Consider the following 26,617-nt stretch of genomic DNA (forward strand, 5'->3'; position numbering starts at 1 on the left):
GGCCAAAGAAACAGCGCCGGCACGGATCATAGCGTTGCTAGGCTGGGCGCATGATTCTCCTGACTGGCTTCGAACCGTTTGGCGGCGAAAGCACCAACCCGTCCTGGACCGCGGCGCGCGGTGCGGCGGCCCTGCTCGAAGCCGAAGGCCATGAGGTGACGGCGATCGAACTTCCCTGCGTCTTCGGGGAGGCCATCACGGTGCTGCACGCGGCCCTGTCGGAGCACCGCCCCGACCTCGTGGTCTGCGCAGGACAGGCCGGCGGCAGGGCACGCATTTCGCTGGAGCGGATCGCGATCAACTGCGATGACGCGCGAATCCCTGACAACGCGGGCAACGCCCCGGTCGACGAGCCTGTGGTGCCCGGCGCTCCAGCGGCCTACTTCAGCACGCTGCCGGTAAAGGCGGCGCTGGCGGCGCTGGGAGCGGCGGGCATTCCCGCCGAGGTGTCACAGACGGCCGGGACCTACGTCTGCAACCACGTCTTTTACGGCCTGATGCACGCCCTGCGGCTCACCCAGGGGGCGCGCGGCGGCTTTGTCCATGTACCGTACGGGCCGGACCAGGTCCCGCCGGGAAGCGGACTGGCCTCACTCCCGCAGGAGCAGATGGTGCAGGCGCTCGCCGTCGTCGTACGGACCGCGCTGGCGACGACGGCTGACCTCAAGCTCGCCGCGGGCGCCACCCACTAGCCCCGCCCCGCACGAAGTCCCGCCCGTCCGGCGAGCTCAGTCGAGCAGCTCCCAGACGACGTCGACAGTCGCCGTGACGCTCGAACCGCCCGCCTCGACGGTCAGCGGCTCGGATGCCGCCACGCGCTGCATCTTGGCCAGCGGGATGGGTGAGGCGGTCCCGGACTGCTGCGTTACCGAGAGTGTCCTGCCTAGCCGGGCGCCCGCCAGCGCGGCGAAGTGCTCGGCCGCGGTGCGGGCGTCGTTCCAGGCCGCCTCCCGGGCGCGCACCTCGACCGCCGACGGATCGGTAAAGCCGAGCTCCAGCCCGTTGAGGCGCACATCGTCCCCGCCTGCCGCGACCGCCGCGGCGATGAGCGCCGACGCGGCCGCCGGCTCGCGGAGCCGGACACTCAGCATGCTGGAGGCCAGGTATCCGGAGACGAGCTGCCCGCGGCCCTCCTGCCAGCTGACCTCGGCCCGGACGTTCAGCCCCGACGTCGTGATGTCCGCGTCCGGCACGCCGTGCCTCCTGAGCACGGCCGTGATCGCGGACGAGGCGAGGGCGGCGTCGCCATACGCCGCCTCCACGCCGGGCCGGCGGCATTCGACGCCGATGGCGAGGGTCAGCAGGTCCGGCGCGGCTTCCGCGGTGCCGGATCCGGTGACCGCAATGGACCGGGGAGTTTCCGTCATGTCATGCCTCGTTCCGCTCGGGGGGCCTTGCTGGCCGGTTTTCCTGGGGCGCCTTTTCCTGGGGGCCGTCGTCGGGAAGCGCTTGGGGAGGGCAGGAGGGGGTAACCGCCGGCGCGGAGCCCGGCGTGCCGTTCAAAGGGGTTGGCCGATCCGGGATTGCCCGTCCGCCACAGGGACCAGGCAGCGGACAGGAAGTACAGCGGCAGGAACGGCATGCCCAGGCACCAGGCGTACTGGGTGCTGTGGCGTTCCTCGTGTCCCAGCAGCACCGGGTTGCCCAGGGCTTCGGCGGGACCGGCCCGGAACAGCACCACGTTGCCCACGGTGAACGCCGCCGCGAACGGCAGCCGCCAGCGGTAGCCGGTGGCGAGGATCAGGCCGCGGGGGCCGCGACGGACCCTGGTTCGGGCGCAGGCTGCCAGCAGCAACCCCAGCGGGGTAGATGCATTCAACAGATTGGCAAGCTGCCGCAGCCGCTGTCCGGAGGTCATGAGGCCATGGTAGCGGGGGAGCCGTGCTGCCCGGCGGTCCCTGTCCGTCACGTTCGGGCGCCCGGACGCGTTCAACTAGACTGGACGGGAGCGCCCGCCGGGAAGTTCCGGTGAGCCCTGACCTTTGTCCATGCACCGGTCCCTGCACCCGTTGAGGCCCTGCGTGCGTTGGCATCACCCGACTCGTAGCTAAGAACACTAGATGACTGAAACTTTGCCGGGCGCCCCCGTCCCGAACCCTCTGGATGAAGCCGCCATCACCGCCGCCGTAGACCAGGCCGTCGCCGCCATTGCCGCCGCCTCGACGCTCGATGAGCTCAAGGCCGTGCGCCTCGCCCACACCGGGGAGAAATCCGCGCTGAGCCTGGCCAACCGTGAGATTGGCGCCCTGCCCAAGGACCAGAAGGCCGCCGCCGGCAAGCTCATGGGAGCCTCCCGCGGACGCATCAACAAGGCGCTCGCGGACCGCACAGTCGAACTTGAGGCGGAGAACGACGCCCGCATCCTGGTCGAGGAAACCGTGGACGTCACGGCTGCTCCGCGCCGCCGTCGCGCCGGTGCCCGCCACCCGCTGTCCACGCTGCAGGACCGCGTGGCGGACATCTTCGTCGGGATGGGCTGGGAGATCGCCGAGGGCCCCGAGGTCGAGTCGGAGTGGTTCAACTTCGATGCGCTGAACTTCAAGCCGGACCACCCGGCCCGCGAAATGCAGGACACCTTCTTCGTGGAGCCGCCCGAGGCCCACCTGCTGATGCGCACCCACACCTCCCCGGTGCAGGTCCGCTCCATGCTGGAACGCGAGGTGCCGATCTTCGTGCTGTGCCCGGGCAAGGTCTTCCGCACCGACGAACTCGACGCCACGCACACCCCGGTCTTCCACCAGTTCGAGGGCCTCGCGATCGACAAAAGCCTGTCCATGGCGGACCTGCGCGGGACCCTGGAGCACTTCGCCCGCCAGATGTTTGGCGACGAGGCCCAGATCCGGTTGCGCCCCAACTACTTCCCGTTCACCGAGCCGTCCGCGGAGCTGGACATCTGGCACCCCGGGGCCAAGGGCGGCCCGCGCTGGATCGAGTGGGGCGGCTGCGGCATGGTCAACCCCAACGTGCTGCGCGCCGCCGGTATCGATCCGGACGTCTATTCAGGTTTTGCCTTCGGCATGGGCATCGAACGCACCCTCATGTTCCGCAATGAGGTCGGCGACATGCGCGACATGATCGAAGGCGATGTACGTTTCAGCGAGCACTTCGGGATGGAGATCTAACAGTGCGTATCCCACTTTCCTGGCTGCGTGAATTCGCCGCGGTACCGGCCGGAGCGACGGCCGAAGACGTGATGGCCGATCTGGTCAAGGTCGGTTTTGAAGAGGAAGCGGTCCACCGCCCCACCGATGCGCTCCAGGGCCCCATCGTGGTGGGCCAGGTCCTGAGCCTGGTCAAGGAGCCGCAGTCCAACGGCAAGACCATCAACTGGTGCCAGGTCCGTGTGGTCCCCGAAGGCCAGGAGCAGACGCTCACCGGCGACGGCATCGACCCCTCCGGCGTGCAGGGCATCATCTGCGGCGCCCACAACTTTGTGGAAGGCGACAAGGTGGTGGTCACGCTTCCGGGCGCTGTCCTGCCCGGCGACTTCCGGATCTCCGCCCGCAAGACCTACGGGCACCTTTCCGCCGGCATGATCGCCTCGGTCCGCGAACTCGGCATCGGCGAGGACCACGACGGCATCCTGGTGCTGTCCCGGATCGGCCTGGACCCGGAACTGGGTACCGACGCCATGGAACTGCTCGGCCTCTACGACCAGGCCGCGGAAATCAACGTCACTCCGGACCGGGGCTATGCCTTCTCGATCCGCGGCGTGGCCCGGGAATACGCGCACGCCACCGGCACGCCCTTCACCGACCCCGCGTCCAAGGTGCAGGCCCCCGCCGCCCTGGCCGGCGGCTACCCGGTCAAGCTCAACGACGACGCACCGATCTACGGCAAGCCCGGCTGCGACCGCTTCGTGGCCCGCACCGTGCACGGTGTGGACGCCACCCGGCCCACCCCGCCCTGGATGTCCGCCCGGCTCCGCCTCGCCGGCATCCGCTCCATCTCGCTGCCGGTGGACATCTCCAACTACGTCATGCTGGAGCTCGGCCAGCCGCTGCACTTCTACGACCAGGACAAGCTTTCCGGCGAGATCGTGGTCCGCCGCGCCGTCTCCGGCGAGAAGCTCAAGACCCTGGACGGCAAGGACCGCGCGCTCGACGCCGAAGACCTCCTGATCACGGACGGCTCCGGCCCGATCGGCGTCGCCGGTGTGATGGGTGGCGCCGCCACCGAAGTCAGCGACGCGACGTCGACCATCCTGATCGAAGCGGCGCACTTTGAGGAAGTCTCGATTGCCCGTTCGCGCCGCCGCCACAAGCTGCCCTCCGAGGCGTCCAAGCGCTTCGAACGCGGCGTGGACTGGCACGTTGCCCACGTGGCCGCCCAGCGCGCCGTCGACCTCCTCGTTGAACTCGCCGGAGGCACCGATGCGGCCGAGGGCACCGACGTTGGCACCGCGCCCGCTCCGGTTACCGTGCAGTTGCCGGCGGCCTTCGCCGCCGAGCGGATCGGCATCGACTTCACCGAGGAACAGATCCTGACCTCGCTCCAGGACCTCGGCGCCGTCGTCGAAAAGACCGGCACCGGCTACAGCGTCACGGCCCCGAGCTGGCGCAACGACCTGGAAACGAAGGAAGACCTTTCCGAGGAAATCGCCCGGCTGGTCGGCTACGACAAGATCCCCGCGACCCTCCCGGTGGCGCCCCCGGGACGCGGCCTTACTCGAGTCCAGCAGCAGCGCCGCCGGCTCGTGCAGGCCCTGGCCGACGCCGGCCTCACCGAGGTGATGGCGTACCCGTTCGTCTCCAAGGCGGCCAACGACACCTTCGGGGTTCCCGTGGCCGGCGCGGAGCGCAAGGCGCTCAAGCTGGCCAACCCGATCAGCGAAGAGCAGGGCTACCTGCGGACCTCCATCCTGCCGGGCCTGATCGAGGTCGCCAAGCGCAACCACTCCCGCGGCTTCCGCGACCTCGCGCTCTTCGAGTCCGGGCTGGTCTTCCTGCCCGGCGAAACGCTGGGCACCGCCTCGATTCCGCCGCTGGGCGCCAAGCCCTCCGACGAGGTGCTGGACGGTCTGTACGACGGCGTCCCGGACCAGCCGCTGCATCTCGGCGCCGTGCTGACCGGCCACGATTCCCCGGCTGCGCCGGCACACACGCCCCGCGCCTGGGACTGGGCCGACGCGCTGGACATCGCCCGGCTCGCCGGCGATGTGCTCGGCGTCGAACTCGTGGTCAGCAAGGGCCAGCACCAGGCGTTCCACCCGGGTCGTGCCGCGCAGCTGGCGCTGCGCAGCGGCGAGGTCGTGGGCTACGCCGGCGAACTCCACCCGAAACTGCTCGCAGCGCACGACATGCCGGCCCGCTCGGTGGCGCTGGAGCTGGACGCCGAGGCGCTCTTCGAAGCCGCCGCCGACGTGATCGTCGCCCGGCACATCTCCAGCTACCCCGTGGCGACCCAGGACGTCGCCCTCGTGGTCGCGGCCGACGTTGCGGCGGACGAGGTGCTGGCCGCCCTGCGCGAGGGCGCGGGGGAGCTGCTTGAGGAGGTGTCCCTGTTCGACGTCTACGCCGGCAAGGGCATCGAGGAGGGTAAGAAGTCGCTCGCCTTCAACCTGCGCTTCCGGGCCGACGACCGGACGCTGACCGCGGACGAGGCCTCGGCTGCCCGCGACAGCGCGGTCGCTGCCGCCCACGAGCGTTTCGGCGCCGTGCAGCGCTAGCGGCCCGGAGTGAAGCCCCCGGCGGGAGAGCCTGAAATATAGGAGGGAGGGACCATGGCATCGCAGCTGATTGTGCGGTCGGTCCCGCCCTTTGGCGTACCTGGCGCACCCGGGTTACCGGACGCCGTCGCCCGCGAACAGCTGGACGACGTCGAGCTCGGGCGCGCCCTGGGACTGGAGCCCGGTCCGCGGGCGGCGTTCCTGGCCGGCCGGCTGGCTCAGCGGCAGCTTGCCGCCGAACTGCTGGACGTGCCGCCGTCGGAGCTCATAGCCGCCTACGACTGTCCGCAGTGCGGTCCCGGAAGCCCGCACGGCAGGCCCGGCTACACCCTGGCCGGCGCGCCGGCTCCGCTTCTGCTCAGCCAGTCCCGCAGCGCGGGCTGGGTCCTGCTGGCCGCCGTGCTGGATCCTGACGCGGGGCTGCGCCTTGGCGTAGACGTGCAGGACCCGGCGGGTGCTGATTTTGACGGCTTCGATCAGGTGGCGCTGGGCCCGGCAGAACGCCAGAGCCTTCGCGGCCTCTCCGGTGCGGAGCTGTTGCACGGACGTGCCCGGCTCTGGGCACGCAAGGAGGCCTGGCTCAAGCTGTGCGGCACCGGGTTGCGCACCGCGCCCGAGACCGTGGAGGTGCTGCACCAGCCCGGCATCCGGGACCTGCCACCCGATGAATCCGGACTGCCCGCGCAGTTCGCTGCCGCCGTCGCCCTTTCCGCGCTCCCGGCCCGGGATTAGCGCGGTCCCGGGGTCAGCTTTCAGGCGGTCAGCTGGCCGGAAGGGGCGGCAGCGCCTCTTGATAAAGCCAGGGGTGCAGCACAGCCTCGGCGTCCATCCCGGTGACGCGGTCCGCCGCCACGATGAAATCCTCGGTGGTGACGGAGCCGTGCCGGTGGCTGCCGGTCCACTCGTGCAGGAGCGCGAAGAAGGCAAGATCGCCGCAGTGGAGGCGGACCGCGTGCAGTGCGAGGGCGCCGCGCTTGTAGACGCGGTCATCGAACATCAATTCCGGCCCCGGGTCACCGACCAGCAGGTCCTGGCCCTCGCGGTTGAGCATCCGCCAGGCCGCCCGGGCGCGGTCGGCCACACTCATGATGCCGGCCTCCTCGGACCAGATCCACTCGGCGTAGCAGGCGAAGCCTTCGTGCAGCCAAATGTCCTTCCACGACGCTGCCGTCAGCGAATTCCCGAACCATTGGTGGGAGAGCTCGTGCGCGATCAGCCGCTGGGATTCCCAGTCCGGCGTCAGGTGGTTGCGCCCGAAAATGGACAGGGACTGGGCCTCCAGCGGGATCTCCAGGACGTCCTCGGTCACCACAACGGTGTAGTCGGCGAACGGATAGGGCCCGAAGCGGCTGGTGAAGGTACGCATCATCTGCGGCTGGCGGGCGAGCCCGGCGCGGGCCTCGGCCGACAGTTCGGCCGGCACCGCGGCGGTCTGGGCGACCTCGCCGGCCGTCCGGTCCGGGTTCAGCGGCAGCAGTTCGTACCGGCCGATCTGGACCGTGGCGAGGTAGCTGGCCATGGGTTCGGACTGCTCGTAGACCCAGGTTTCGCGGCTGGAACGGGCCTGGTGCGAGACCAGTACCCCGTTGCAGACGGCCCGGTAGTTGGCGTCGGTGGTGACCGCGATGCGGTAGCTGGCCTTGTCCCGCGGATGGTCGTTGCAGGGAAACCACGACGCCGCGCCGTTGGGCTGCCCGGCGACCAGGACGCCGTCGCTCAGTTCCTCCCAGCCCACCTCTCCCCAGAGCCCGCGGCGGGGCGCCGGGTTGCCCTCATAGCGGATGTCCAGGGTGAATTCGTCACCGGGCAGCAGCGCCGTGTCCGGCACCACGACCAGCCGCTCAGCCCGCTGGTTGAACTTGCGCACCTTCCGGCCGGGCATCAGCACCTTCGTGGCGCGGAGCCCGGTCAGGTCCAGGACAATCGCGGAGCTCTGGCGCCGGGCGACGGCGTGCAGCGTCGCCCGGCCGCCCAGATGGTTGCTGCTGATGCGGTAGTCGAGCTCCAGTTCGTAGCGCGTGACGCGGTAGACGTCGGTGCCATGGCCCGGCATGTACGGATCCGGAGCGGCTGCGGGCGTTGCGGGCGGCAATTCAGCGGGGAATTCCTCGGCAGCGGCTGAGGCGATGGGACTCATGGCACGGCTTTCGGTCGTTGCGGTGGACGGGAGGCGTCTTCCGGGCGGGGAACTACCCGGGCGGGGCTACTTGGGCTTGGGCGCCGGAACATCCGGGCCGACCCACGGGCTGACCGGATTTCCCATCCAGTATGTGGCGGCCGGGACCGTTTCGCCCCGCATCACGAGTGATGCAGGGCCCACCGTCCCGCCGTTGCCGATCCGGGCCCGCGGCAGGATGACCCCGTGCGGACCCATCGTGGCCCCGTCTTCGAGCGTAACAGTGTCGATGCTCATGACCCTGTCGTGGAAGAGATGGGTTTGGACCACGCAGCCGCGGTTGACCGTGGCGCTGCGGCCCAGGGTGACGAGGTCCGCCTCCGGCAGCCAGTAGCTCTCGCACCAGGTGCCAGCCCCGATCTTGGCGCCCAGGGCGCGCAACCACCAGACGAGGGCCGGGGTGCCGGATGCCGCGCGCGCGAACCATGGGGCGCTGACCATCTCGATGAAGGTGTCCACCACTTCGTTCCGCCAGATGAACGAACTCCAGAGCGGGTGCTCACCGGGGCGGATGCGTCCCACCAGGAGCCACTTCGCGACGACGGCGCTGCCGGCAGCGGCCGCGCCGGCCAGCAGGACCACGACGCCGCCCAGGAGGGCGGCTACGGCGTAGTTGAAGGTGCCGGCCAGCCAGTCCAGGGCCACGAGCACGGCCGCGGCGACGGCGACCGTGAGGACCACCGGGACAAAGCGGCAGAGCTCCCACAGGGCGCGGGCCAGTTTGAGCCGCAGGGGCGGCTGGAAGGTGCGGGTGTCATCGGAGGCGATGGCGGTCCTGCGCAGCCGCACCGGCGGGCTGCCCAGCCAGGAGGTCCCTGATTTCGCCTTCGCGGGGGTCGCGGAGAGGACCGCCACGAGGGAGTTCTTGGGCACGCTGCGCCCTGCGGCGGTCATGCCTGAGTTGCCGAGGAAGGAGCGTTTGCCCACCTTTGCCGGCGCAATCCTCATCCAGCCGCCGCCGAGCTCGTAGGACGCGATCAGGGTGTCGTCGGCCAGGAAGGCACCCTCGCCCACGGTCGTCATTTTCGGGATCAGCAGAACCGTGGAGGCCTCCACGTTCCGGCCGACCCTGGCGCCGAGCAGGCGGAGCCAGGCCGGCGTGAAGAGGCTGGCGTAGACCGGGAAGAGCAGGTCGCGGGCCAGGTCGAGGACCCGTTCCGTCGCCCACACCTGCCAGCCGATCCGGCTGCGCACCCGGTAGTAGCCGGGGCGAAGCCCGGCGCCGAGCAGGCGCGTGGTCGCGAGAACCAGGACCAGGTTGGTGCCGAACCACGCGAGCGCGGCCGGCGGGAGTGAGACGGCCAGCTGCGGCAGGGCCGCGGCCAGCGAGTCGCGGCCCTGGATAAAGAGGAACATCACCAGTCCGGCCGCAGCGGCGGACAGGTAGGGGATCAGGGCCAGGAGAGCCGAGGCGGAGGCGAAACCGGCAAACCAGAGCCGGCCGATCAGATGGTGCTCCGGTGGCGTCGCGGGCCAGCCCTGTTTGGCTTTGCCCCGGCGTTCTGCCGGGGAGCCGGCCACCAAATGGCCGGCCTTGACCCGGCCAAGGACGGCCGAACCCGGCTCCACCTGCGCCCCGGCGCCGATGCTGGCACCCGGCATGAGCGTGCTGCGGGCGCCGACGACGGCACCGGCGCCTATCCGGATCGCGCCGATGTGGACGGAGTCGCCGTCGATCCACCAGCCGGAAAGATCGACTTCGGGTTCGATGTTGCAGCCGTTGCCGAGAGTGAGCAGCCCGGTCACCGGCGGCAGCGAATGGAGCTGGACGTTGTTACCTATTGTGGCGCCCAGAGCCCGGGCGTAGTAGGGCACCCACGGGGCGCTGGCGAGGCTGACGGCCCCGGCCAGGTCCTGGATTTGTTCGGCCAGCCACAGGCGCAAATGCACTCGGCCGGAGCGAGGGTAGCTTCCGGGGGAGACATTGCGCAGCAGGAGCCGGGCCGCGGCCACCGAAATAGCCATCCGCCCGGCCGGGCTGACGAACACCAGCCAGGAGGCTCCCACCCACCACCAGGACAGGGTCGGCGCCGCGGTGAACCCGGCGAGGGACGCGAGCAAATTGTTCGCCACCATCAGGTAAGTCAGCCAGCGCATCCCGACGAGGATGTGCAGCGGAACACCCAGCAGCGTCTGGACCCACTGGGCGCGGCGGGACGTGGGACGGACCGAACGCTGGCCGGCCGCCGGGGCCCCGCCTTCCGGGAGGGACTGGCGTGCGGTGTCGATCAGGGCGCCGATCCGGGGCGTGGCGTAGATATCCGCCACCGTGATCGTCGGGTAGCGGACCCGCAGCGCGGAGACCAGCTGGGCCGCGGCCAGCGAGCCGCCGCCGAAGGCAAAGAAATCGGCATCGAGGTCCGAAACGGTCCCGCCCAGGACAGCGCTCCACTGCTCGACGATCCAGCGGGCGTCCTGCGGGAGGTCCATGGGCGCCGCCGCAGTATCCGCCGCCCCCGGGCCGGTCAGCGGCCACGGCAGTGCTTGCCGGTCCACCTTGCCGCTGGTCTTGGTCGGTAAGGCGTCCACGACGGTGAGCAACGGGATCAGCGGGGCGGGCAGGGTGGACGCGAGCAGCAGCCGGGCGGCTGCCAGGTCCAGTTCCCTGCCGTCGGCCGGTGAGAGGTAGCCGACCAGCACCTGGTTCCCGGCCGCCGTCGTCCGCACCGCTGCCGCCGCCCCGGCGACGTCGGGCAGCGACTGGAGGGCGGCGTCGATTTCGCCGAGCTCGATCCGGCGCCCACCCAATTTGACCTGTTCGTCCGCGCGGCCGACGAAGAGCAGTCCCGCCCGCTCGTAGCGGACCAGATCGCCGGAGCGGTAGGCGCGGGACCAGCCCAGCGCCGGCAGGGGAGCATACTTCTCCGCGTCCTTGGCCGGATCGAGATAGCGGGCTAGCCCGACTCCGCCGATGATCAGCTCACCGATTCCGCCCTCGAAGACCGGCACCCCGTCGGAGTCGACGACAGCGAGGTCCCAGCCGTCGAGCGGTAGCCCGATCCGGACCGGTCCCGGGCCGCCCAGCGGCGCGGCGCAGGCGACGACGGTGGCCTCGGTGGGTCCGTAGGTGTTCCAGACTTCGCGTCCGTCCACGGCCAGCCGCTCGGCGAGTTCGGGCGGGCAGGCTTCGCCGCCGAAGATCAGCAGTCGGACGCTTTCGAGCGACTCCACCGGCCACAGCGCCGCGAGAGTGGGCACCGTGGAGACCACCGTGATGCCGTGGTTGATGAGCCAGGGGCCCAGGTCCATGCCGGTCCGGACCAGGGCGCGCGGCGCCGGGACCAGGCACGCACCGTGCCGCCAGGCGAGCCACATTTCCTCGCAGGAAGCATCGAAGGCCACCGAAAGCCCGGCCAGCACCCGGTCCTGGGGCCCGATCGGTTCGGCCTGGAGGAAGATCCGAGCCTCGGCGTCGGCGAAGGCGGCAGCCGAACGGTGCCGGACGGCGACGCCTTTGGGCGTGCCGGTGGATCCGGAGGTGAAGATGACCCAGGCATCGTCGCCTGGGACCGGCTCCCTGGCGGCCGGGAAGGGCCGGGGACGGCCGGAGTCCGTGACGATCGTCCCGCCGGCACGCAGCACGCCGGCAACGCCGGCCTCGCCGAACACCAGCGAGGCCCGCTCCTCGGGGTCGTCGGCGTCCACCGGAACGTAGGCGGCCCCGACGAACAACACCGCCAGGATGGAGATGTAAAGCTCGTTGGTGCCCGAGGGGATCCGGACGCCGATCTTGTCGCGCGCGCCCAGCCCGGCCAGGTGCAGCTTCCTCGCGGTGGCCCGGACCTCGTCCATCAGCTGGGCATAGCTTAGGGAGCGTCGGCCGTCGTCGAGCGCGGAGGCGTCCGGAAAGCGGTCGGCGGTCTCCCGCAGGACGTCGACCAGGGTCCGCTCCGGCGGCGCCGCGAAGGCGCCCGGCAGCTGCGGCTGATAGGCGGCGCCGGCCGGGCGGCCGCCGCCCAAGGGAACGCCGACGGCCGGCGTTTGCTGCTCAATCACAGGGTGATTCTCCCTGCAGCAGATGAACGGAAGACATCGGTGCCACTCCAGGGCCGATTCAGGGGACCAGGATGACCTTGCCGGTGGTGCGGCGCTGCTCCAGGTCGGTGTGGGCTGCGGCGGCGTCGGCGAGATCGTAGCGGGCGCCGATCCGGACCTTGAGGCTGCCTTCCGCCACTGCGGCGAAGAGTTCGTCGGAGCGCCAGCGGCGTTCCCGCGCGTCGCGGAGGAAGTGCGTGATGGTCGGCCGGGTCAGGTAGAGCGAGCCGCCGGCGTTGAGCCGCTGCGGGTCGAACGGCGGCACCGGACCGGACGCGGCGCCGAAGAGCACAAGGGTGCCGCGGATCCGGAGCGCCGCCAGGGAATCGTCGAAGGTGTCTTTTCCGACGCCGTCGTACACCACGTGCGCGCCGGCGCCGTCCGTCAGCTCGCGCACCTTTGCGGCGAAGCCGTCATAGCGCAGCACGTGGTCCGCGCCGGCGCCGCGGGCCAGCGCCTCCTTCTCATCGGTGGAGACGGTGGTGATGACGTTCGCGCCCTTGGCCTTGAGCAACTGGATCAGCAGCAGGCCGACGCCGCCGGCGCCGGCGTGCAGCAGCACGGTATGGCCCTCTTCCACCTTGAAGGAGGAGTTGATCAGGTAGTGCGCGGTGATGCCCTGCAGGGGGAGGGCAGCGGCGGTGTAGTCGTCGACGCCGCGGGGCACCGGCAGCGCCTTGTCCGCGTCCACGAGGGCGTACCCGGCGTAGCAGTTGACACCCTCGGCGGTCGCGACCCGGTCGCCGGCGGAGAAGTTGCTCACGCCGTCGCCCAGCTCCTCCACGGTCCCGGAGGCCTCGGAGCCCGGAGTGAAGGGGTACTGCACCTTGTAGACGCCGCTGCGCTTGTAGGTGTCGATGAAGTTCACGCCCGCGGCGGCGACCTTGATCAGCAGCTGGCCGGGCCCCGGAACCGGCCGGTCGACTTCTGCCAGCTCGAGGACCTCCGGTCCGCCGGCCTGCCGGGCGAGGATTGCGTGCGTCATGTGTCTCCTTCTGAAGTGTCAGGGCCTTTTGAAGCGCCAGCGCTCCGGGCGAGGAAGCTTCCTCGGCGCGGATCCTGAGACCATCCTAGGGACACCGGCGCGCCGGGCGCAGTATGCCCCGCGTGCCGCTAGTAACGGCGGGTAACGGTGGCCATTGGGCACTCGAAGTGGCGGCCCGCGGCGAGGCCGACGTCGTTGAGGTAGCGCACGATGATGCCGTAGGACTGCAGCAGGGTGGTTTCGGTGTACGGGACCTGGTGCTTGGCGCAGAACTCGCGGACGATCACGGCGGCCTTGTCCAGATGGGGGCGTGCCATGTCCGGGAAGAGGTGGTGCTCGGCCTGGCGGTTGAGGCCGCCGAGCAGGATGTCCATGAAGCGGCCGCCGGAGATGTTCCGGGACGTGAGGACCTGGCGGCTGAAGAAGTCCACCCGGCTGTCAGCCGGCAGCACGGGCATGCCCTTGTGGTTCGGTGCGAAGGAGGCGCCCATGTAGAAGCCGAAGACGGCGAGCTGCACGCCGATAAACGCCAGTGCCATGCCCCAGGGCAGGAACGCGAAGGCGAGCACGGGCAGCAGGCTCAGCCGGGCCGCGAGGATGGGGATCTCCACCCAGCGGTGCGTGACCTTGGCGCGGCGGACGATGAACCTGACCGAATCGATCTGCAGGCCCAGGCCCACGAGGAACAGCAGCGGGAAGAAGAACCAGCCCTGCTTGCGGGTCAGGAAGGAGAACCGTCCCTGCCGGGTCGCCGCGGCTTCGGGGAAGAAGGCGATCGCGCCGGTGGCGATGTCCGGATCCTTGGAAATCACGTTCGGGTGGTTGTGGTGCGCGCCGTGCTTCTGCTCCCACCAGGAGTAGCTGATGCCGGCCACCGACGTGGCCAGCAGCCGTGCGGCCCAGTCGTTGGCGCGGCGGGAGGCGAAGATCTGGCGGTGCCCGGCCTCGTGGGCCAGGAAGCTCAACTGGGTGCAGAGGATACCCAGGGCTGCCGCGATGAGGAGCTGGAACCAGCTGTCCCCGATCAGCGCGAAGCCGAACCAGGTGGCGGCCATCAGCAGGGCCAGGATGGAAAACACCGTCACGTAGAACCCGGTGCGGCGTTCCAGCAGGCCTTCGGCCTTGACGCGCTTCAGCAGTTCCGAATAGCTCAGGACGACGGCGTTGGGCTGCCGGACCCGCGGCTGCGGGTGCGCCGGGGAGTCGGCGGAAAGTGTGGTGGAGGGGGTCATGAAACGCATGCCTCGTAACTGTTACGGGCAACGCTGCAGCCGACATTTGCGGCCGCACGGTCTGGATCACCCTCTACCCAGCATACGCTGACGGTTTCGTCCGCGTCCGGACACGGCCTTGGGCATGGCCGCGCGCATGCATAAATATCGGGCTCTATGCATAGTCTTGCTGTACACTCGGTGCTATGACTATTTCTGTTGCCGTCTCCGGCGCAAGCGGCTACGCCGGCGGCGAGGTATTGAGGCTCCTGGCCGGTCATCCCGACGTCACCATCGGGGCCATTACCGCGCACAGCAACGCCGGTTCCAGACTAGGGGAATTGCAGCCGCATCTCCATGGCCTGGCGGACCGCATCCTCGAAGACACCACCGTGGAAAACCTGGCCGGACATGACGTCGTGTTCCTTGCCCTCCCGCACGGGGCGTCCGCCGAGATCGCGGCGCAACTGCCCGCCGGCACGGTCGTGATCGACGCCGGCGCGGACCACCGGCTGGAGGATCCGGCGGCGTGGGAGAAGTTCTACGGATCGCCGCACGCCGGCACCTGGCCCTACGGGCTGCCCGAGCTGCCGGGCCAGCGCGAGGCACTGCGCGGCGCCACCCGAATCGCCGTGCCCGGCTGCTACCCGACGTCGGCCCTGCTGGCCCTCACCCCGGGCTTCAGCAACCACCTGCTACAGGCCGACGACGTCGTGATCGTTTCCGCTTCCGGTACGTCCGGGGCCGGCAAGGCCGCGAAGGTGAACCTGATCGGCGCCGAGGTGATGGGTTCGATGAGTCCTTACGGCGTCGGCGGCGGGCACCGGCACACCCCGGAGATCGAGCAGGGGCTGTCCAAGGCGCTGAACGCGCCGGTGACGGTGTCCTTTACCCCCACGCTGGCCCCGATGAGCCGCGGCATCCTCACCACGGCCACCGCGAAAGTCCGGCCGGGCGTGACTGCTGAGGAACTGCGCCGCGCCTGGGCCGAGGCGTACGACGAGGAGCCGTTCGTGCACCTGCTGCCGGAAGGCCAGTGGCCCTCCAGCAAGTCCGTGCAGGGCTCCAACCACGCCGTGATGCAGCTGGCCCTCGACGGACACACCGGCCGCGTGATCGTCACCTGCGCCATCGACAACCTCACCAAGGGGACCGCCGGCGGCGCCGTGCAGTCCATGAACATTGCCCTCGGCCTGGCGGAAACCGCCGGCCTCGACCTCCAGGGAGTCGCACCGTGAGCATCACCGCCCCCAAGGGATTCCGCGCTGCCGGGGTCAAGGCCGGCCTCAAGGCCTCCGGAAACCCGGACCTGGCCCTCGTGGTCAACGACGGCCCCAACAAAGCCGCCGCCGCCGTCTTCACCTCGAACCGGGTGGCCGCCGCGCCCGTGCACTGGTCCCGCGAAGTCATCAAGGACGGCCGGGTGGACGCCGTGATCCTCAACTCCGGCGGCGCCAACGCCTGCACCGGCCCGCAAGGCTTCCAGAACACCCACACCACCGCCGAAAAGACCGCCGAGGCACTCGGGGCCTCAGCGACGGACATCTTCGTCTGTTCCACCGGCCTGATCGGCGAACAGCTTCCGATGGACAAGCTCGTCCCCGCGATCGGCGTCGCAGCCGCGGAATTGAACGCCGACGGCGGCCCGGCAGCGGCTGCCGCAATCATGACCACCGACTCGGTGTCCAAGCAGGCGGTCTTCACCGGCGCCGACGCCGAGGGCCGGGAATTCACCATCGGCGGCATGGCCAAGGGAGCCGGCATGCTTGCCCCGGGCCTGGCCACGATGCTCGTGGTCCTCACCACGGACGCGGAGGTCCAGCCCGAACTGCTCGACGTCGTGCTCCGCGACGCCACCCGCGTCACCTTCGACCGGGCCGATTCGGACGGCTGCATGTCCACCAATGACACCGTGGTGCTGCTCGCCTCCGGCGCCACGGGCGCCGTGCCCTCCGCCGTCGACTTCGGCAAGGGGCTCACCCAGGTGTGCGCGGAACTGGCCCGCAAACTGATCGGCGACGCCGAGGGTGCCAGCCACGACATCGCCATCCGTACCTTCAACGCCGCGAGCGAGAAGGACGCCGAAGTGGTCAGCCGGGCCGTGGCCCGCTCCAACCTCTTCAAGACGGCGATCTTCGGCAAGGACCCGAACTGGGGCCGCGTGCTGTCCGCCGTGGGCACCACGGACGCGGCCTTCGAACCGGACCAGCTGAATGTCTCGATGAACGGTGTGCAGATCTGCCGCAACGGCAGCATCGGCGAGGACCGCGGCCTGGTGGACCTGGAGCCGCGCGAAGTCCTGGTCGAGATCGACCTGCAGGCTGGCGCCGCCGAGGCCACGATCTGGACCAACGACCTGACGCACGAGTACGTCCACGAAAACAGCGCCTACTCCAGCTAAGGGAATGACGAACGACATGAGCACCCAGACCCGCGAGACCACTTCCATGGCCGACGCGCAGGGCAAGGCCGGCACCCTGATCGAGGCGCTGCCCTGGATCCAGCGCTTCGCCGGAACCACCATGGTGATCAAGTACGGCGGCAACGCCATGGTCAACGACGAACTCCGCCGCGCCTTCGCCGAGGACGTCGTCTTCCTGCACCACGTCGGCATCCACCCCGTCGTGGTGCACGGCGGCGGCCCGCAGATCAACGCCATGCTCAGCCGGCTCGGCATCGAATCCGAGTTCAAGGGCGGCCTGCGCGTCACCACCCCCGAGGCCATGGACGTGGTCCGGATGGTCCTTACCGGCCAGGTGGGCCGCGAGCTCGTGGGCCTAATCAACTCGCACGGGCCCTACGCCGTCGGGATGTCCGGCGAAGACGGCGGACTGCTGCGCGCCGTCCGCACCGGCACCGTGGTGGACGGCGAAGAGGTGGACCTGGGCCTCGTCGGCGAAGTCGTCGGGGTGAACCCGGAAGGCATCCTGGACATCGTGGCGGCCGGCCGGATCCCGGTGATCTCGACCGTCGCGCCGGAGATCTCCCCGGACGGGTCCACCACCGGGCAGGTACTCAACGTCAACGCGGACACGGCTGCGGCGGCGGTCGCGTCGGCCCTGGGTGCCTCCAAGCTGGTCATCCTGACCGATGTCGAGGGCCTCTACGCCAACTGGCCGGACAGGTCATCGCTCATCTCGTCGCTGACGGCGTCGGAGCTGCGCGAGATGCTCCCGCGTCTTGAATCCGGCATGATCCCGAAGATGGCGGCCTGCCTGAAAGCGATTGACGACGGCGTCGAGCGCGCGCACATCGTGGACGGCCGGCTGCCGCACTCGATGCTGCTGGAAACCTTCACGACCGCCGGCATCGGCACCCAGGTCGTCCCGGACGAGGAAGTGAACGCATGAACGAAACTGTAGGCGCGAGCCCGACCGGCGATGGGGCCCCCGCCCGCTTCGCGGTGCCCGACCACACCCGGGCCCCCATCGCCGGCCGGGCTCCGACAGCTTCCGTTATGACTGGCGAAAGTAGCGGCGCGCAGTGGCTGTCCCGCTACTCGTCCTCGCTGCTTGGCGTCTTCGGCACCCCGCAGCGCGTACTGGTCCGCGGCGCCGGCTGCCTCGTCTGGGACGCGGACGGCAAGGAATACCTGGACCTGCTTGGCGGCATCGCGGTCAACGCGCTGGGCCACGCCCACCCCTTCGTCACCTCGGTGATCTCCAGCCAGTTGGCCACCCTGGGCCACGTCTCCAATTTCTTCACCAGCCCCACCCAGATTGCCTTGGCGGAGAAGCTGCTGGAAATTTCCAAGGCACCGGCCGGGTCCAAGGTGTTCTTCGCCAATTCCGGCACCGAGGCCGTCGAAGCGGCGTTCAAGCTGGCCAGGCGCAATGCTGGCGTCAGCCAGACAGACACGGACGCGCAGCCGCGGACCAAGATCATCGCCCTCGAAGGCGCCTTCCACGGCCGCACCATGGGCGCCCTGGCCCTCACCTCGAAGGAAGCCTACCGGGCGCCGTTCGCGCCGCTGCCCGGCGGCGTCGTCCACGTCCCCTTCGGTGACATCGACGCCCTCCGCGCCGAGATCGACGACTCCACCGCCGCGGTCTTCCTCGAACCCATCCAGGGCGAGGCGGGCGTCCGCCCGCTGCCCGCCGGCTACCTCCGGGCCGCCCGCGAAGCCACCAGCGCCGCCGGCGCCCTGCTGATCCTGGACGAGGTCCAGACCGGCATCGGCCGCACCGGCAAGTGGCTGGCCAGCGAAGACGCCGGAATCGTTCCCGACGCCGTGACCCTCGCCAAGGGCCTGGGCGGCGGGTTCCCGATCGGCGCCCTGCTCACCTTCGGCCCCGAGGTGTCCGCACTGCTGTCCGCCGGCCAGCACGGGACGACATTTGGCGGCAACCCGGTCGCCACCGCGGCCGCCCTGGCCACCCTGCACGTGCTGGAGAACCAGCAGGTGCTCGCCCACGTCCGGGAGGTGGGGGAGCACCTGCGCACCGGGCTCGCCGGAATCGCCGGCGTCACCGAAGTCCGCGGCGAAGGCCTGCTGATCGGCTTCGACCTCGACGCCGACGTCGCCCCCGCCGTCGTCACCGCCGGACTCGACGCCGGATTCATCGTCAACAGCCCCGGCCCGCACACCATCCGGCTCGCGCCGCCGCTGATCCTCACCGAGGCCCAGGCCGACCGCTTCCTCGCCGCCCTGCCGGCCCTCCTCCAGACCGCAAAGGACGCCCAGTGACCGCCTCCATGACCGCATCCGTGCCGACCCGCCACTTCCTCAAGGACACGGACCTCACCCCGGCCGAGCAGGCCGAGGTCCTGGACCTCGCCCTCCGGATGAAGGCGGCCCCGTACAGTGTCCAGCCCTTCGCCGCGGAAGGCAGCGGCCGCAAGACCGTGGCCGTGATCTTCGACAAGACCTCCACCCGGACCCGTGTCTCCTTCGCCACCGGCATCGCGGACATGGGCGGCAACGCCCTCATCATCAACCCGGGCGAAGCCCAGATCGGCCACAAGGAGTCGGTTGAGGACACCGCCAGGGTCCTCGAACGCATGGTTTCCACCGTCGTGTGGCGGACCGGGGCGCACGCCGGCCTCGTCGCGATGGCCGAACACTCGCGCGTCCCGGTGATCAACGCCCTGTGCGACGACTACCACCCCTGCCAGCTCCTGGCCGACCTGCTGACCGTCAAGGAGCACAAGGGCACGCTGGCCGGCCTCACCATGAGCTACCTCGGCGACTCGGCCAACAACATGGCCAACTCCTACCTGCTGGCCGGCGTCACCGCTGGCATGCACGTGCGCATCTCCGGCCCGGAGGGCTACCTGCCCGCAGCGGAGATCGTCGCCGCCGCGGAGGAGCGCGCCGCGGAGACCGGCGGCTCGGTGCTGGTCACCGTGGACGCCGCCGAGGCGCTCCGCGGAGCCGACGTCGTCGCCACCGACACCTGGGTGTCGATGGGCCAGGAGGACGAGAAGGAGGCCCGGCTGCAGCTGTTCCGCGACTACTCCGTGGACGAGGACGCGATGACGCTTGCCGCGCCGGACGCCGTCGTGCTGCACTGCCTCCCGGCCTACCGCGGCTACGAAATCTCCGCCGGCGTGATCGACGGCCCGCAGTCCGTGGTCTGGGATGAGGCCGAGAACCGGTTGCACGCGCAGAAAGCCCTGATGGCCTGGCTCATGCACCGCTCCGGCCTGGCAGTTGTTGACGGGCTCGCGCCGGTTGACGGGCTGGGCTGATGTCCGTCCAGCCCGCCGCCCAGGGAGCCAGCCCGGCCACCAAGACGGCCCGGCAGGCGCGGATCACCGCCATCCTGACCGGCGAATCCGTCCGCTCGCAGGCCGAGCTGGCGGCCCTGCTCGCGGACGACGGCGTCCAGGTCACCCAGGCCACGCTGTCCCGCGACCTCGTGGAGCTCGGCGCCGTCCGGGTCCGCGGCAAGGAAGGCGTGCTCGTGTACGCCGTGCCGGGGGAGGGCGGGGAACGCGCGGCCAAAAGCGGCGTGACGCAGGAGATCCTCGACGCCCGGCTGGCGCGGCTCTGCGGGGAACTGCTCGTCACGGCCGAGGCCTCCGCGAACCTTGTGGTGCTTCGCACCCCGCCGGGCGCCGCGAACTTCCTGGCCCTCGCGATCGACCACTCGGTGATGCCCTCGATCCTCGGCACCATCGCCGGGGACGACACCGTGCTGCTGGTCACCCGCGACCCGGCCGGCGGCGCCGCGGTCGCCGCCCGTTTCCTGTCACTGGCCGAAGAGGCCGGCCAATGACCCCCACCCGTGAACTTTCACCAGAGACCCCAAGAACCCAACAACTAAGGAGCATTTGAAGTGACTGAGCGTATTGTGCTGGCCTACTCCGGTGGCCTGGATACTTCCGTAGCCATCGGCTGGATCGGAGAAGCGACCGGCGCCGAGGTCATTGCCGTGGCGGTCGACGTCGGACAGGGCGGCGAGTCGCTGGAGACCATCCGCCAGCGTGCCCTCGGCTGCGGCGCCGTCGAAGCCTACGTGGCCGACGCGTCCGACGAGTTCGCGAACGAGTACTGCATGCCCACCCTGAAGGCGAACGCCCTCTACCAGGGCCACTACCCGCTGGTCTCCGCAATCTCCCGCCCGGTGATCGTCAAGCACCTGGTCAAGGCCGCCCGCGAATTCGGCGCCACCACTGTGGCCCACGGCTGCACCGGCAAGGGCAACGACCAGGTTCGTTTCGAGGTCGGCATCCAGACCCTCGGCCCGGACCTGAAGTGCATCGCCCCGGTCCGCGACCTCGCCCTGACCCGCGACAAGGCCATCGCCTTCGCCGAGGAGAAGGGACTGCCGATCGAGACCACCAAGAAGAACCCGTACTCGATCGACCAGAACGTCTGGGGCCGCGCCGTCGAGACCGGCTACCTTGAGGACATCTGGAACGCCCCCACCAAGGACATCTACGACTACACCGCCACCCCGGAGTTCCCGCCGGCCCCGGATGAAGTCACCATCTCCTTCGAAGCCGGCGTGCCGGTCGCAATCGACGGCGTCAAGGTCACCCCGCTGCAGGCCATCAAGGAACTGAACCGTCGCGCCGGCGCCCAGGGCGTCGGCCGGATCGACGTCGTCGAGGACCGCCTGGTCGGCATCAAGTCCCGCGAAATCTACGAGGCCCCCGGCGCGATGGCGCTGATCACCGCGCACAAGCACCTCGAGGACATCACGATCGAACGCGAGCAGGCCCGCTTCAAGGCCACGGTCGGCCAGCGCTGGTCCGAGCTGGTCTACGACGGCCAGTGGTTCTCCCCGCTCAAGCGCTCCTTGGACGCCTTCATCGAAGACACCCAGCGCTACGTCTCCGGCGACATCCGCATGGTGCTGCACGGCGGCCAGGCGATCGTCAACGGACGCCGCTCCGAGACCTCGCTCTACGACTTCGACCTCGCCACCTACGACACCGGCGACACCTTCGACCAGTCGATGGCCCGCGGCTTCATCGAGCTGTGGGGCATGTCCGCCAAGGTTGCCTCCGGCCGCGACATCCGCGTCGCAGGAAAGTAGCCCCTGTGGCTGAGTCGGAATCCACCAAGTCCGAGGCTACGAACACGGGTGCGTTGTGGGGCGGCCGGTTCGCCGGCGGCCCCGCCGACGCCCTCGCGGCGTTGAGCAAGTCCACACACTTTGACTGGCGGCTGGCCCGCTACGACATTGCCGGGTCGCAGGCGCACGCCCGCGTGCTGCACAAGGCCGGGCTGCTGGACGACGCCGAGCTTGAAGGCATGCTGGACGCCCTGGGCCGGCTGGATGCGGACGTCGCCTCCGGCGCCTACACCCCGGCCGAGTCCGACGAGGATGTGCACGGTTCGCTGGAACGCGGCCTGATCGAGCGTGCCGGCAGCCAGCTGGGCGGCAAGCTCCGCGCCGGCCGGTCCCGCAACGATCAGGTGGCCACGCTGGGCCGGATGTTCCTGCGCGACCACGCCCGGATCATCGCCCGCGGCGTCCTCGCCACCATCGACGCGCTGATCGGCCAGGCCAAGGAACACCGCGGGGTGGCCATGCCCGGCCGCACCCACCTCCAGCACGCCCAGCCGGTCCTGCTCAGCCACCACCTGTTGGCCCACGCCTGGGCGCTGCTGCGCGATGTGCAGCGGCTGGCCGACTGGGACAAGCGCGCTGGGGTCTCGCCCTACGGCTCCGGCGCCCTCGCCGGTTCCTCGCTGGGCCTGGACCCGGAGGCCGTCGCGGCGGACCTTGGCTTCAACTCGGCCACGCACAACTCGATCGACGGCACCGCCTCCCGCGACGTCTTTGCCGAGTTCGCGTGGGTGTCGGCGATGATCGGCGTGGACCTGTCCCGGGTCTCGGAGGAAGTGATCCTGTGGGCCACCAAGGAGTTCTCCTTCGTGACCCTGCACGACTCCTACTCCACCGGCTCCTCGATCATGCCGCAGAAGAAGAACCCTGACGTGGCCGAACTGGCCCGCGGCAAGGCCGGCCGGCTGATCGGCGACCTGACCGGGCTGCTCGCCACGCTCAAGGGCCTGCCGCTCGCGTACAACCGCGACCTGCAGGAGGACAAGGAACCGGTCTTCGACGCCGCCGACACCCTGGAGCTGCTGCTCCCGGCCGTGTCCGGCATGATCGCGACCCTGAAGTTCAACACCGAACGGATGGAAGCGCTGGCACCCCAAGGCTTCGCACTGGCCACGGACATTGCCGAATGGCTGGTCCGGCAGGGAGTTCCGTTCCGCGAGGCGCACGAGCTCTCCGGCGCCGCCGTGAAGCAGGCCGAAAGCCGCGACGTGGAACTCTGGGACCTGACGGACGAGGAATACGCCGCCATCTCGGAGCATTTGACCCCGGAGGTCCGCACGGTGCTGTCAACCGAGGGCTCGCTCAACAGCCGCAACTCGCAGGGCGGCACCGCGCCGGCCGCCGTCGAACGCCAGCTGCTGGCGCTCGAGGCGGAGCTCGACGGCGTGCGCGCGTACGCGGGGTAGCACTTCGACACCCGCGAGATGGGGGCCCACACCCGCAGGGTCCCCTGACCGAGCTTGCGAGGTTAGGGGGCGGGTGGGGACACTTCGCGGCAATGTTTTTCGTAAACACTGCCGCGAAGTGTCATCTCGTGGCGCTTAAGGTGGGTGCATGAGCGAATCGTTCCGCCAGTTCCTGCGTGCCCTGCCCGACTTCCCGGACGTGCTCCCGGACTTCGACCCGGCGACGGCACCCGAGGACCCGGGGGAACTGTTCCGGCAGTGGCTCGCCGAAGCCCTGGCGGCCGGAGTTCCGCAGCCCAACGCCTGCAGCCTGGCCACCGCCGACGCACTCGGACGTCCGTCCTCGCGGATGCTGATCCTCAAGGACATCGACGACGACGGCTGGCACTTCGCGACGTCCCGCCAGTCGCGCAAGGGCCGGGAACTGGCAGAGAACCCGAGCGCTGCGCTGAACTTTTTCTGGCAGCAGCAGGGCCGCCAGGTCCGTGTGGCCGGCCAGGTTGTGGCGCTCTCCGCGGAAGCCTCCGCCGCCGACTGGCACGATCGGCCCGGCGCCGACGGCAGCGAGAACCCCAGCTGGCAGCTCTACGCGCTCCGGCCCCGCGAACTCGAATTCTGGCAGGCCCGGCATGACCGGCGGCACATCCGGCACCGCTACGGGGCGCGCTGAGACGGCTCAGCCCAGTTAATCACCGTTAATCCGGAGGCTCCGTTAGGATGGGCGCCATGACCTCAATCACCCCTGAAAACCTGCTGGAGGAACTCCGCCGCGCCGCGGACGTCGTGACCGGAATCGCCGCCAAACTCAACGACCAGGACGTCCTGGCCGCGTCCGAACTCCCTGGCTGGACCCGCGGGCACGTGCTGGCCCACCTGGCCGGAATCGCCAACGCGATGGCCCGCCAGGTTGAGTACGCCGGCCGCGGCGAAAGCATCGAACTCTACGACGGCGGCTTCGAGGGACGCACCCGCGCCATCGAACTGGCGGCCGGCCACAGCGCTGAGCAGCACCGGGCCGCGCTGGCCGCGGCCTTCGAGCGTGCCCTGGGCGCCTTCGGTGCGCTGGAGGCGGCGGGCTGGCGGGAGCCGATCAGTTACCGCGGCGGCGTTGTGTTCGACGGCGGCCTGGCGCTCTGGCGCGAACTCACCATCCACGCCACGGACCTGGGCACCGGCCGCGGCCCCGAAACGTGGAGCAAGCCGTTCTGCGAGCATCTCTTCGAGTTCCTGGCCGCCCGGGTGCCTGAGGGCGAGCGTTTTGTGCTCCAGCCGCTCGGCCTGCCCTCCGTCGCGATCGGCGCCGCCGGCGGACGCTCCACCGCGATCAACGGCATGCTCACCGACATCGCGGCGTGGCTGGCCGGCCGCACCTCCACCCTGGCGAGCCTGCGCGCCACGGCAGCGGCCGACGGCGTCGAGCTGCCCGCGCTGTTGCCGTGGCCCGCGGGCGTTCCAGTGACGAACTAGGCCCGCACGGCCAGGGCCAGCTGCCGTTCGCGGTCCAGCAGGCTCTTTTTGATGGCGAGTCCCCAGCGGAACCCGCCCAGGCTCCCGTCGGTGCGGATCACCCGGTGGCATGGCACGAACAGAGCGGCCGCGTTGAAGGCGCAGGCGCTGGCCGCCGCCCGGACGGCCTTCGCGTTGCCGGACAGTTCCGCGTACTCGGTGTACGTCACCGGATGCCCCGGCGCCACGGTCCGCAGCATGTCCCAGGCATGGCTGCGGAAGGGGCCCGATTTCTGCAGCACCGGGACTTCCATCGCGGCTCGCGGGTTGCCGGCGTAGAACTCCTCGACGGCGGCCGAGATGCCGCGCAGTTCCGACACCGGTTCGTAGCCGCCGGGCAGCAGGTCCGGGTGGATCTGGCCCGTGAGTTCGCCGGGCACCGCGGTCCAGCCCGAGGCCAGCACCGCGCCGTCCCGGGCAATGATGGTGAACGGACCGTCCGGGGTGGAGATGGTCAAAAGCTGGGCTTTCATGTCGTCACTTTCTTCGAAGCTGCTGTCTTGGGCCGGGCTGCCATGGTCCGCGCTGCGGACTGGGCCGCTGCGGCCGCACGCCAGAGGTGCATGGTGGCGTAGGAGCGCCAGGGACTGACCTCCCGAAAATCGGGAGAGAGCGAATCGGGGGCGATCGGGTCGGCGGGCAGGCCATCCGCAGCCGCGGCGGCGCCACCGGCGTTATCGTCTGACGCCTGCGCCAGCGAGCGGATACCATTGCGGACCGCGGCGTCGTTGGCCAGGAAAACGTCCGGGGCGCCGATCACGCGCATTGCGACATAGCCCACAGTCCAGGGCCCGACGCCGGCCAGCGGCAAGAGCTTGGCCTGCAGGCCGGCGAGGTCGTCGCCGTAGCCAAAATCCAGGTCACCGGCGGCCATTGCCGCGGCGGCGGCACGGACCGAGTCGATGCGGCGCTGAGGTCCGCGCAGCAACTGGAACCCGGTGTCCGCGATGTCCGCCGCCGTCGGGAAGAGCCGGTGCAGGCCGTCCGCCGGAACCAGGCTCTCGCTGCCGCACGCGGAAAGCTGGACCAGGGCCGTCCTCGCAGCCGCCACGGTGATCTGTTGGCCGATCATGGCGCGAATCAGCAGCTCCTGCGGATCCACGGCCCCGGGCATCCGCATGCCGGGGGCGGCGGCAACGCTGGCCGCCAGCCGCGGATCGGCGGCGAGGGAGGTATCGATCGCGACCGGGTCGGCGTCGAGATCCAGCAGGCGCCGCACCCGGCTGAGCAGCGAGGCCAGGTCCCGCAGGTCCACGGCCCCAATCGTCAGCCTCAGGGGCCGGCCCGGGGAGCCGGCGTCGTAGTCCACCCGGAAGCGGGCATCCCCGTGCGCCAACCGCAGGGTGCGGGCGTAGGAGGTGGAGCTTCCTTCCTCGATGCCCGGAATGGCTCGGACGGCCAGGAATGCGAACACCCCAGGATCGAACGGCTCCCGGTACGGCAGGTTCAACGTAAGCGCCGTGGAGGCCACCGCCGTCCGGGCCGTCGCCTGCTGGTGCCGCGCCGTGGCCCGCAGCGCCGAGGGGGTCATGGCAAAGACCTCGGTGATGGTCTCGTTGAACTGCCGGACGCTGCTGAAGCCCGAGGCGAATGCGATGTCGGCGGCCTTCATTGAGGTGGAGACCAGCAGGGTCCGGGCGGTCTGCGCACGGCTGGCCCTCGCCAGCGAGAGCGGGCCGGCACCGAGTTCGTGGCTGAGGATGCGGTTGAGCTGGCGCGAGGAGTAGCCGAGCCGCGAGGCGAGCCCTTCCACGCCGTCGCGGTTGATCACGCCGTCGTTGATCAGGCGCATGGCCCGGCCGGCGATGTCCGAGCGGACATTCCACGCCGGGGTGCCCGGCACGGCTTCGGGGAGGCAGCGTTTGCATGCCCGGTAGCCTGCGTCATGCGCGGCGGCGGACGTCTCGTAAAAGGTGACATTGCCGGCCTTCGGGGTCCGCGCCGGGCAGGAGGGCCGGCAGTAGATGCCGGTGGTGCGGACAGCGGTATAGAACTGCCCGTCGAAACGGGGGTCCCGGGCATCGATTGCCCGGTAGCGCTGCCAAAAGTCCATGGCTCCATCCTGCCAGCTTCCGGCGGACCTCTGCTAGCGGAAATCGGACACGGC

The 26,617-nt window shown here is 70.1% G+C and carries 22 protein-coding genes; 14 read left to right on the plus strand and 8 right to left on the minus strand.

Going from position 1 to position 26,617, the window contains the following annotated elements; all coding sequences use genetic code 11:
• Positions 1–50 precede the first annotated feature (50 nt).
• Positions 51–692 (plus strand): pyroglutamyl-peptidase I, encoded by a 642-nt coding sequence (pcp, locus tag AB4Y91_RS16105; protein WP_441419424.1) that lies wholly within the window; start codon positions 51–53, stop codon positions 690–692.
• A 36-nt stretch (positions 693–728) separates the two neighbouring features.
• Here pcp and AB4Y91_RS16110 read toward each other — a convergent pair whose 3' ends face one another.
• Complete coding sequence (locus AB4Y91_RS16110) at positions 729–1,367, minus strand: SIMPL domain-containing protein (protein ID WP_441419425.1); 639 nt, start codon at positions 1,365–1,367, stop codon at positions 729–731.
• Positions 1,364–1,858, minus strand: coding sequence for a hypothetical protein (locus AB4Y91_RS16115; RefSeq protein WP_441419426.1), 495 nt, complete (start codon positions 1,856–1,858; stop codon positions 1,364–1,366). The genes AB4Y91_RS16110 and AB4Y91_RS16115 overlap by 4 nt, the downstream gene beginning before the upstream one ends.
• Positions 1,859–2,060: 202 nt before the next feature.
• Here AB4Y91_RS16115 and pheS point away from each other — a divergent pair, with 202 nt between their 5' ends.
• From pheS to AB4Y91_RS16130, 3 genes are read left to right on the plus strand one after another with little or no spacing between them, the layout of a single operon-like run.
• A complete protein-coding gene (gene pheS / locus AB4Y91_RS16120) occupies positions 2,061–3,122 on the plus strand; it encodes a phenylalanine--tRNA ligase subunit alpha (RefSeq protein WP_441419427.1) in 1,062 nt (353 codons plus the stop codon).
• Positions 3,123–3,124: 2 nt separating this feature from the next.
• Entirely contained in the window at positions 3,125–5,668 is a 2,544-nt protein-coding gene (gene pheT, locus AB4Y91_RS16125) for a phenylalanine--tRNA ligase subunit beta (RefSeq protein ID WP_441419428.1), read from the plus strand.
• Positions 5,669–5,722: 54 nt separating this feature from the next.
• Positions 5,723–6,400, plus strand: coding sequence for a 4'-phosphopantetheinyl transferase family protein (locus tag AB4Y91_RS16130; RefSeq protein ID WP_441419429.1), 678 nt, complete (start codon positions 5,723–5,725; stop codon positions 6,398–6,400).
• Positions 6,401–6,428: 28 nt separating this feature from the next.
• Here the strand turns inward: AB4Y91_RS16130 and AB4Y91_RS16135 are convergent, their stop codons facing one another.
• From AB4Y91_RS16135 to AB4Y91_RS16150, 4 genes are all read right to left on the minus strand, one after another.
• A complete protein-coding gene (locus tag AB4Y91_RS16135) occupies positions 6,429–7,805 on the minus strand; it encodes a M1 family metallopeptidase (protein ID WP_441419430.1) in 1,377 nt (458 codons plus the stop codon).
• 66 nt (positions 7,806–7,871) lie between these two features.
• The gene (locus AB4Y91_RS16140; protein WP_441419454.1) at positions 7,872–11,804 is read right to left on the minus strand and encodes a Pls/PosA family non-ribosomal peptide synthetase; all 3,933 of its coding nucleotides are present in this window, start codon (positions 11,802–11,804) and stop codon (positions 7,872–7,874) included.
• 94 nt (positions 11,805–11,898) lie between these two features.
• Entirely contained in the window at positions 11,899–12,864 is a 966-nt protein-coding gene (locus tag AB4Y91_RS16145) for a quinone oxidoreductase family protein (protein ID WP_441419431.1), read from the minus strand.
• Positions 12,865–12,992: 128 nt separating this feature from the next.
• On the minus strand, positions 12,993–14,096 hold the full coding sequence (locus tag AB4Y91_RS16150; protein ID WP_441419455.1) for a fatty acid desaturase family protein: 1,104 nt from the start codon (positions 14,094–14,096) through the stop codon (positions 12,993–12,995).
• 185 nt (positions 14,097–14,281) lie between these two features.
• Between AB4Y91_RS16150 and argC the strand changes: the two genes are divergently transcribed.
• The 10 genes from argC to AB4Y91_RS16200 all read left to right on the plus strand — a co-directional run bounded on the left by argC (position 14,282) and on the right by AB4Y91_RS16200 (position 24,471).
• Positions 14,282–15,313, plus strand: a complete 1,032-nt coding sequence (gene argC / locus AB4Y91_RS16155; protein WP_441419432.1) for an N-acetyl-gamma-glutamyl-phosphate reductase — start codon at positions 14,282–14,284, stop codon at positions 15,311–15,313.
• Entirely contained in the window at positions 15,310–16,476 is a 1,167-nt protein-coding gene (argJ, locus tag AB4Y91_RS16160) for a bifunctional glutamate N-acetyltransferase/amino-acid acetyltransferase ArgJ (RefSeq protein WP_441419433.1), read from the plus strand. Before argC ends, argJ begins: the two co-directional genes overlap by 4 nt.
• Before the next feature lie 16 nt (positions 16,477–16,492).
• On the plus strand, positions 16,493–17,425 hold the full coding sequence (gene argB, locus AB4Y91_RS16165; protein WP_441419434.1) for an acetylglutamate kinase: 933 nt from the start codon (positions 16,493–16,495) through the stop codon (positions 17,423–17,425).
• A 107-nt stretch (positions 17,426–17,532) separates the two neighbouring features.
• Positions 17,533–18,762: an acetylornithine transaminase gene (locus AB4Y91_RS16170; protein WP_441419435.1), complete on the plus strand. Its 1,230-nt coding sequence runs from the start codon at positions 17,533–17,535 to the stop codon at positions 18,760–18,762.
• 8 nt (positions 18,763–18,770) lie between these two features.
• Positions 18,771–19,766: an ornithine carbamoyltransferase gene (gene argF / locus AB4Y91_RS16175; RefSeq protein WP_441419456.1), complete on the plus strand. Its 996-nt coding sequence runs from the start codon at positions 18,771–18,773 to the stop codon at positions 19,764–19,766.
• Positions 19,766–20,296, plus strand: coding sequence for an arginine repressor (locus AB4Y91_RS16180; protein ID WP_441419436.1), 531 nt, complete (start codon positions 19,766–19,768; stop codon positions 20,294–20,296). Before argF ends, AB4Y91_RS16180 begins: the two co-directional genes overlap by 1 nt.
• A gap of 60 nt (positions 20,297–20,356) precedes the next feature.
• Positions 20,357–21,562, plus strand: a complete 1,206-nt coding sequence (locus tag AB4Y91_RS16185; RefSeq protein WP_175323273.1) for an argininosuccinate synthase — start codon at positions 20,357–20,359, stop codon at positions 21,560–21,562.
• A gap of 5 nt (positions 21,563–21,567) precedes the next feature.
• Positions 21,568–23,004 (plus strand): argininosuccinate lyase, encoded by a 1,437-nt coding sequence (gene argH / locus AB4Y91_RS16190; RefSeq protein ID WP_441419437.1) that lies wholly within the window; start codon positions 21,568–21,570, stop codon positions 23,002–23,004.
• A gap of 148 nt (positions 23,005–23,152) precedes the next feature.
• Positions 23,153–23,674 carry a pyridoxine/pyridoxamine 5'-phosphate oxidase gene (locus AB4Y91_RS16195; RefSeq protein ID WP_441419438.1) on the plus strand — a complete coding sequence of 174 codons (522 nt, stop codon included), beginning with the start codon at positions 23,153–23,155 and terminating at the stop codon, positions 23,672–23,674.
• A 56-nt stretch (positions 23,675–23,730) separates the two neighbouring features.
• Positions 23,731–24,471, plus strand: a complete 741-nt coding sequence (locus AB4Y91_RS16200; RefSeq protein WP_441419439.1) for a maleylpyruvate isomerase family mycothiol-dependent enzyme — start codon at positions 23,731–23,733, stop codon at positions 24,469–24,471.
• Here the strand turns inward: AB4Y91_RS16200 and AB4Y91_RS16205 are convergent.
• Both AB4Y91_RS16205 and AB4Y91_RS16210 read right to left on the minus strand, forming a co-directional pair.
• Positions 24,468–24,983 (minus strand): methylated-DNA--[protein]-cysteine S-methyltransferase, encoded by a 516-nt coding sequence (locus AB4Y91_RS16205; RefSeq protein ID WP_441419440.1) that lies wholly within the window; start codon positions 24,981–24,983, stop codon positions 24,468–24,470. The genes AB4Y91_RS16200 and AB4Y91_RS16205 overlap by 4 nt on opposite strands.
• A complete protein-coding gene (locus AB4Y91_RS16210) occupies positions 24,980–26,563 on the minus strand; it encodes a DNA-3-methyladenine glycosylase 2 family protein (protein WP_441419441.1) in 1,584 nt (527 codons plus the stop codon). The genes AB4Y91_RS16205 and AB4Y91_RS16210 overlap by 4 nt, the downstream gene beginning before the upstream one ends.
• Positions 26,564–26,617 lie beyond the last annotated feature (54 nt).

The sequence above is a fragment of the Arthrobacter sp. YAF16 genome (assembly GCF_052113385.1).
GTDB lineage: Bacteria > Actinomycetota > Actinomycetes > Actinomycetales > Micrococcaceae > Arthrobacter.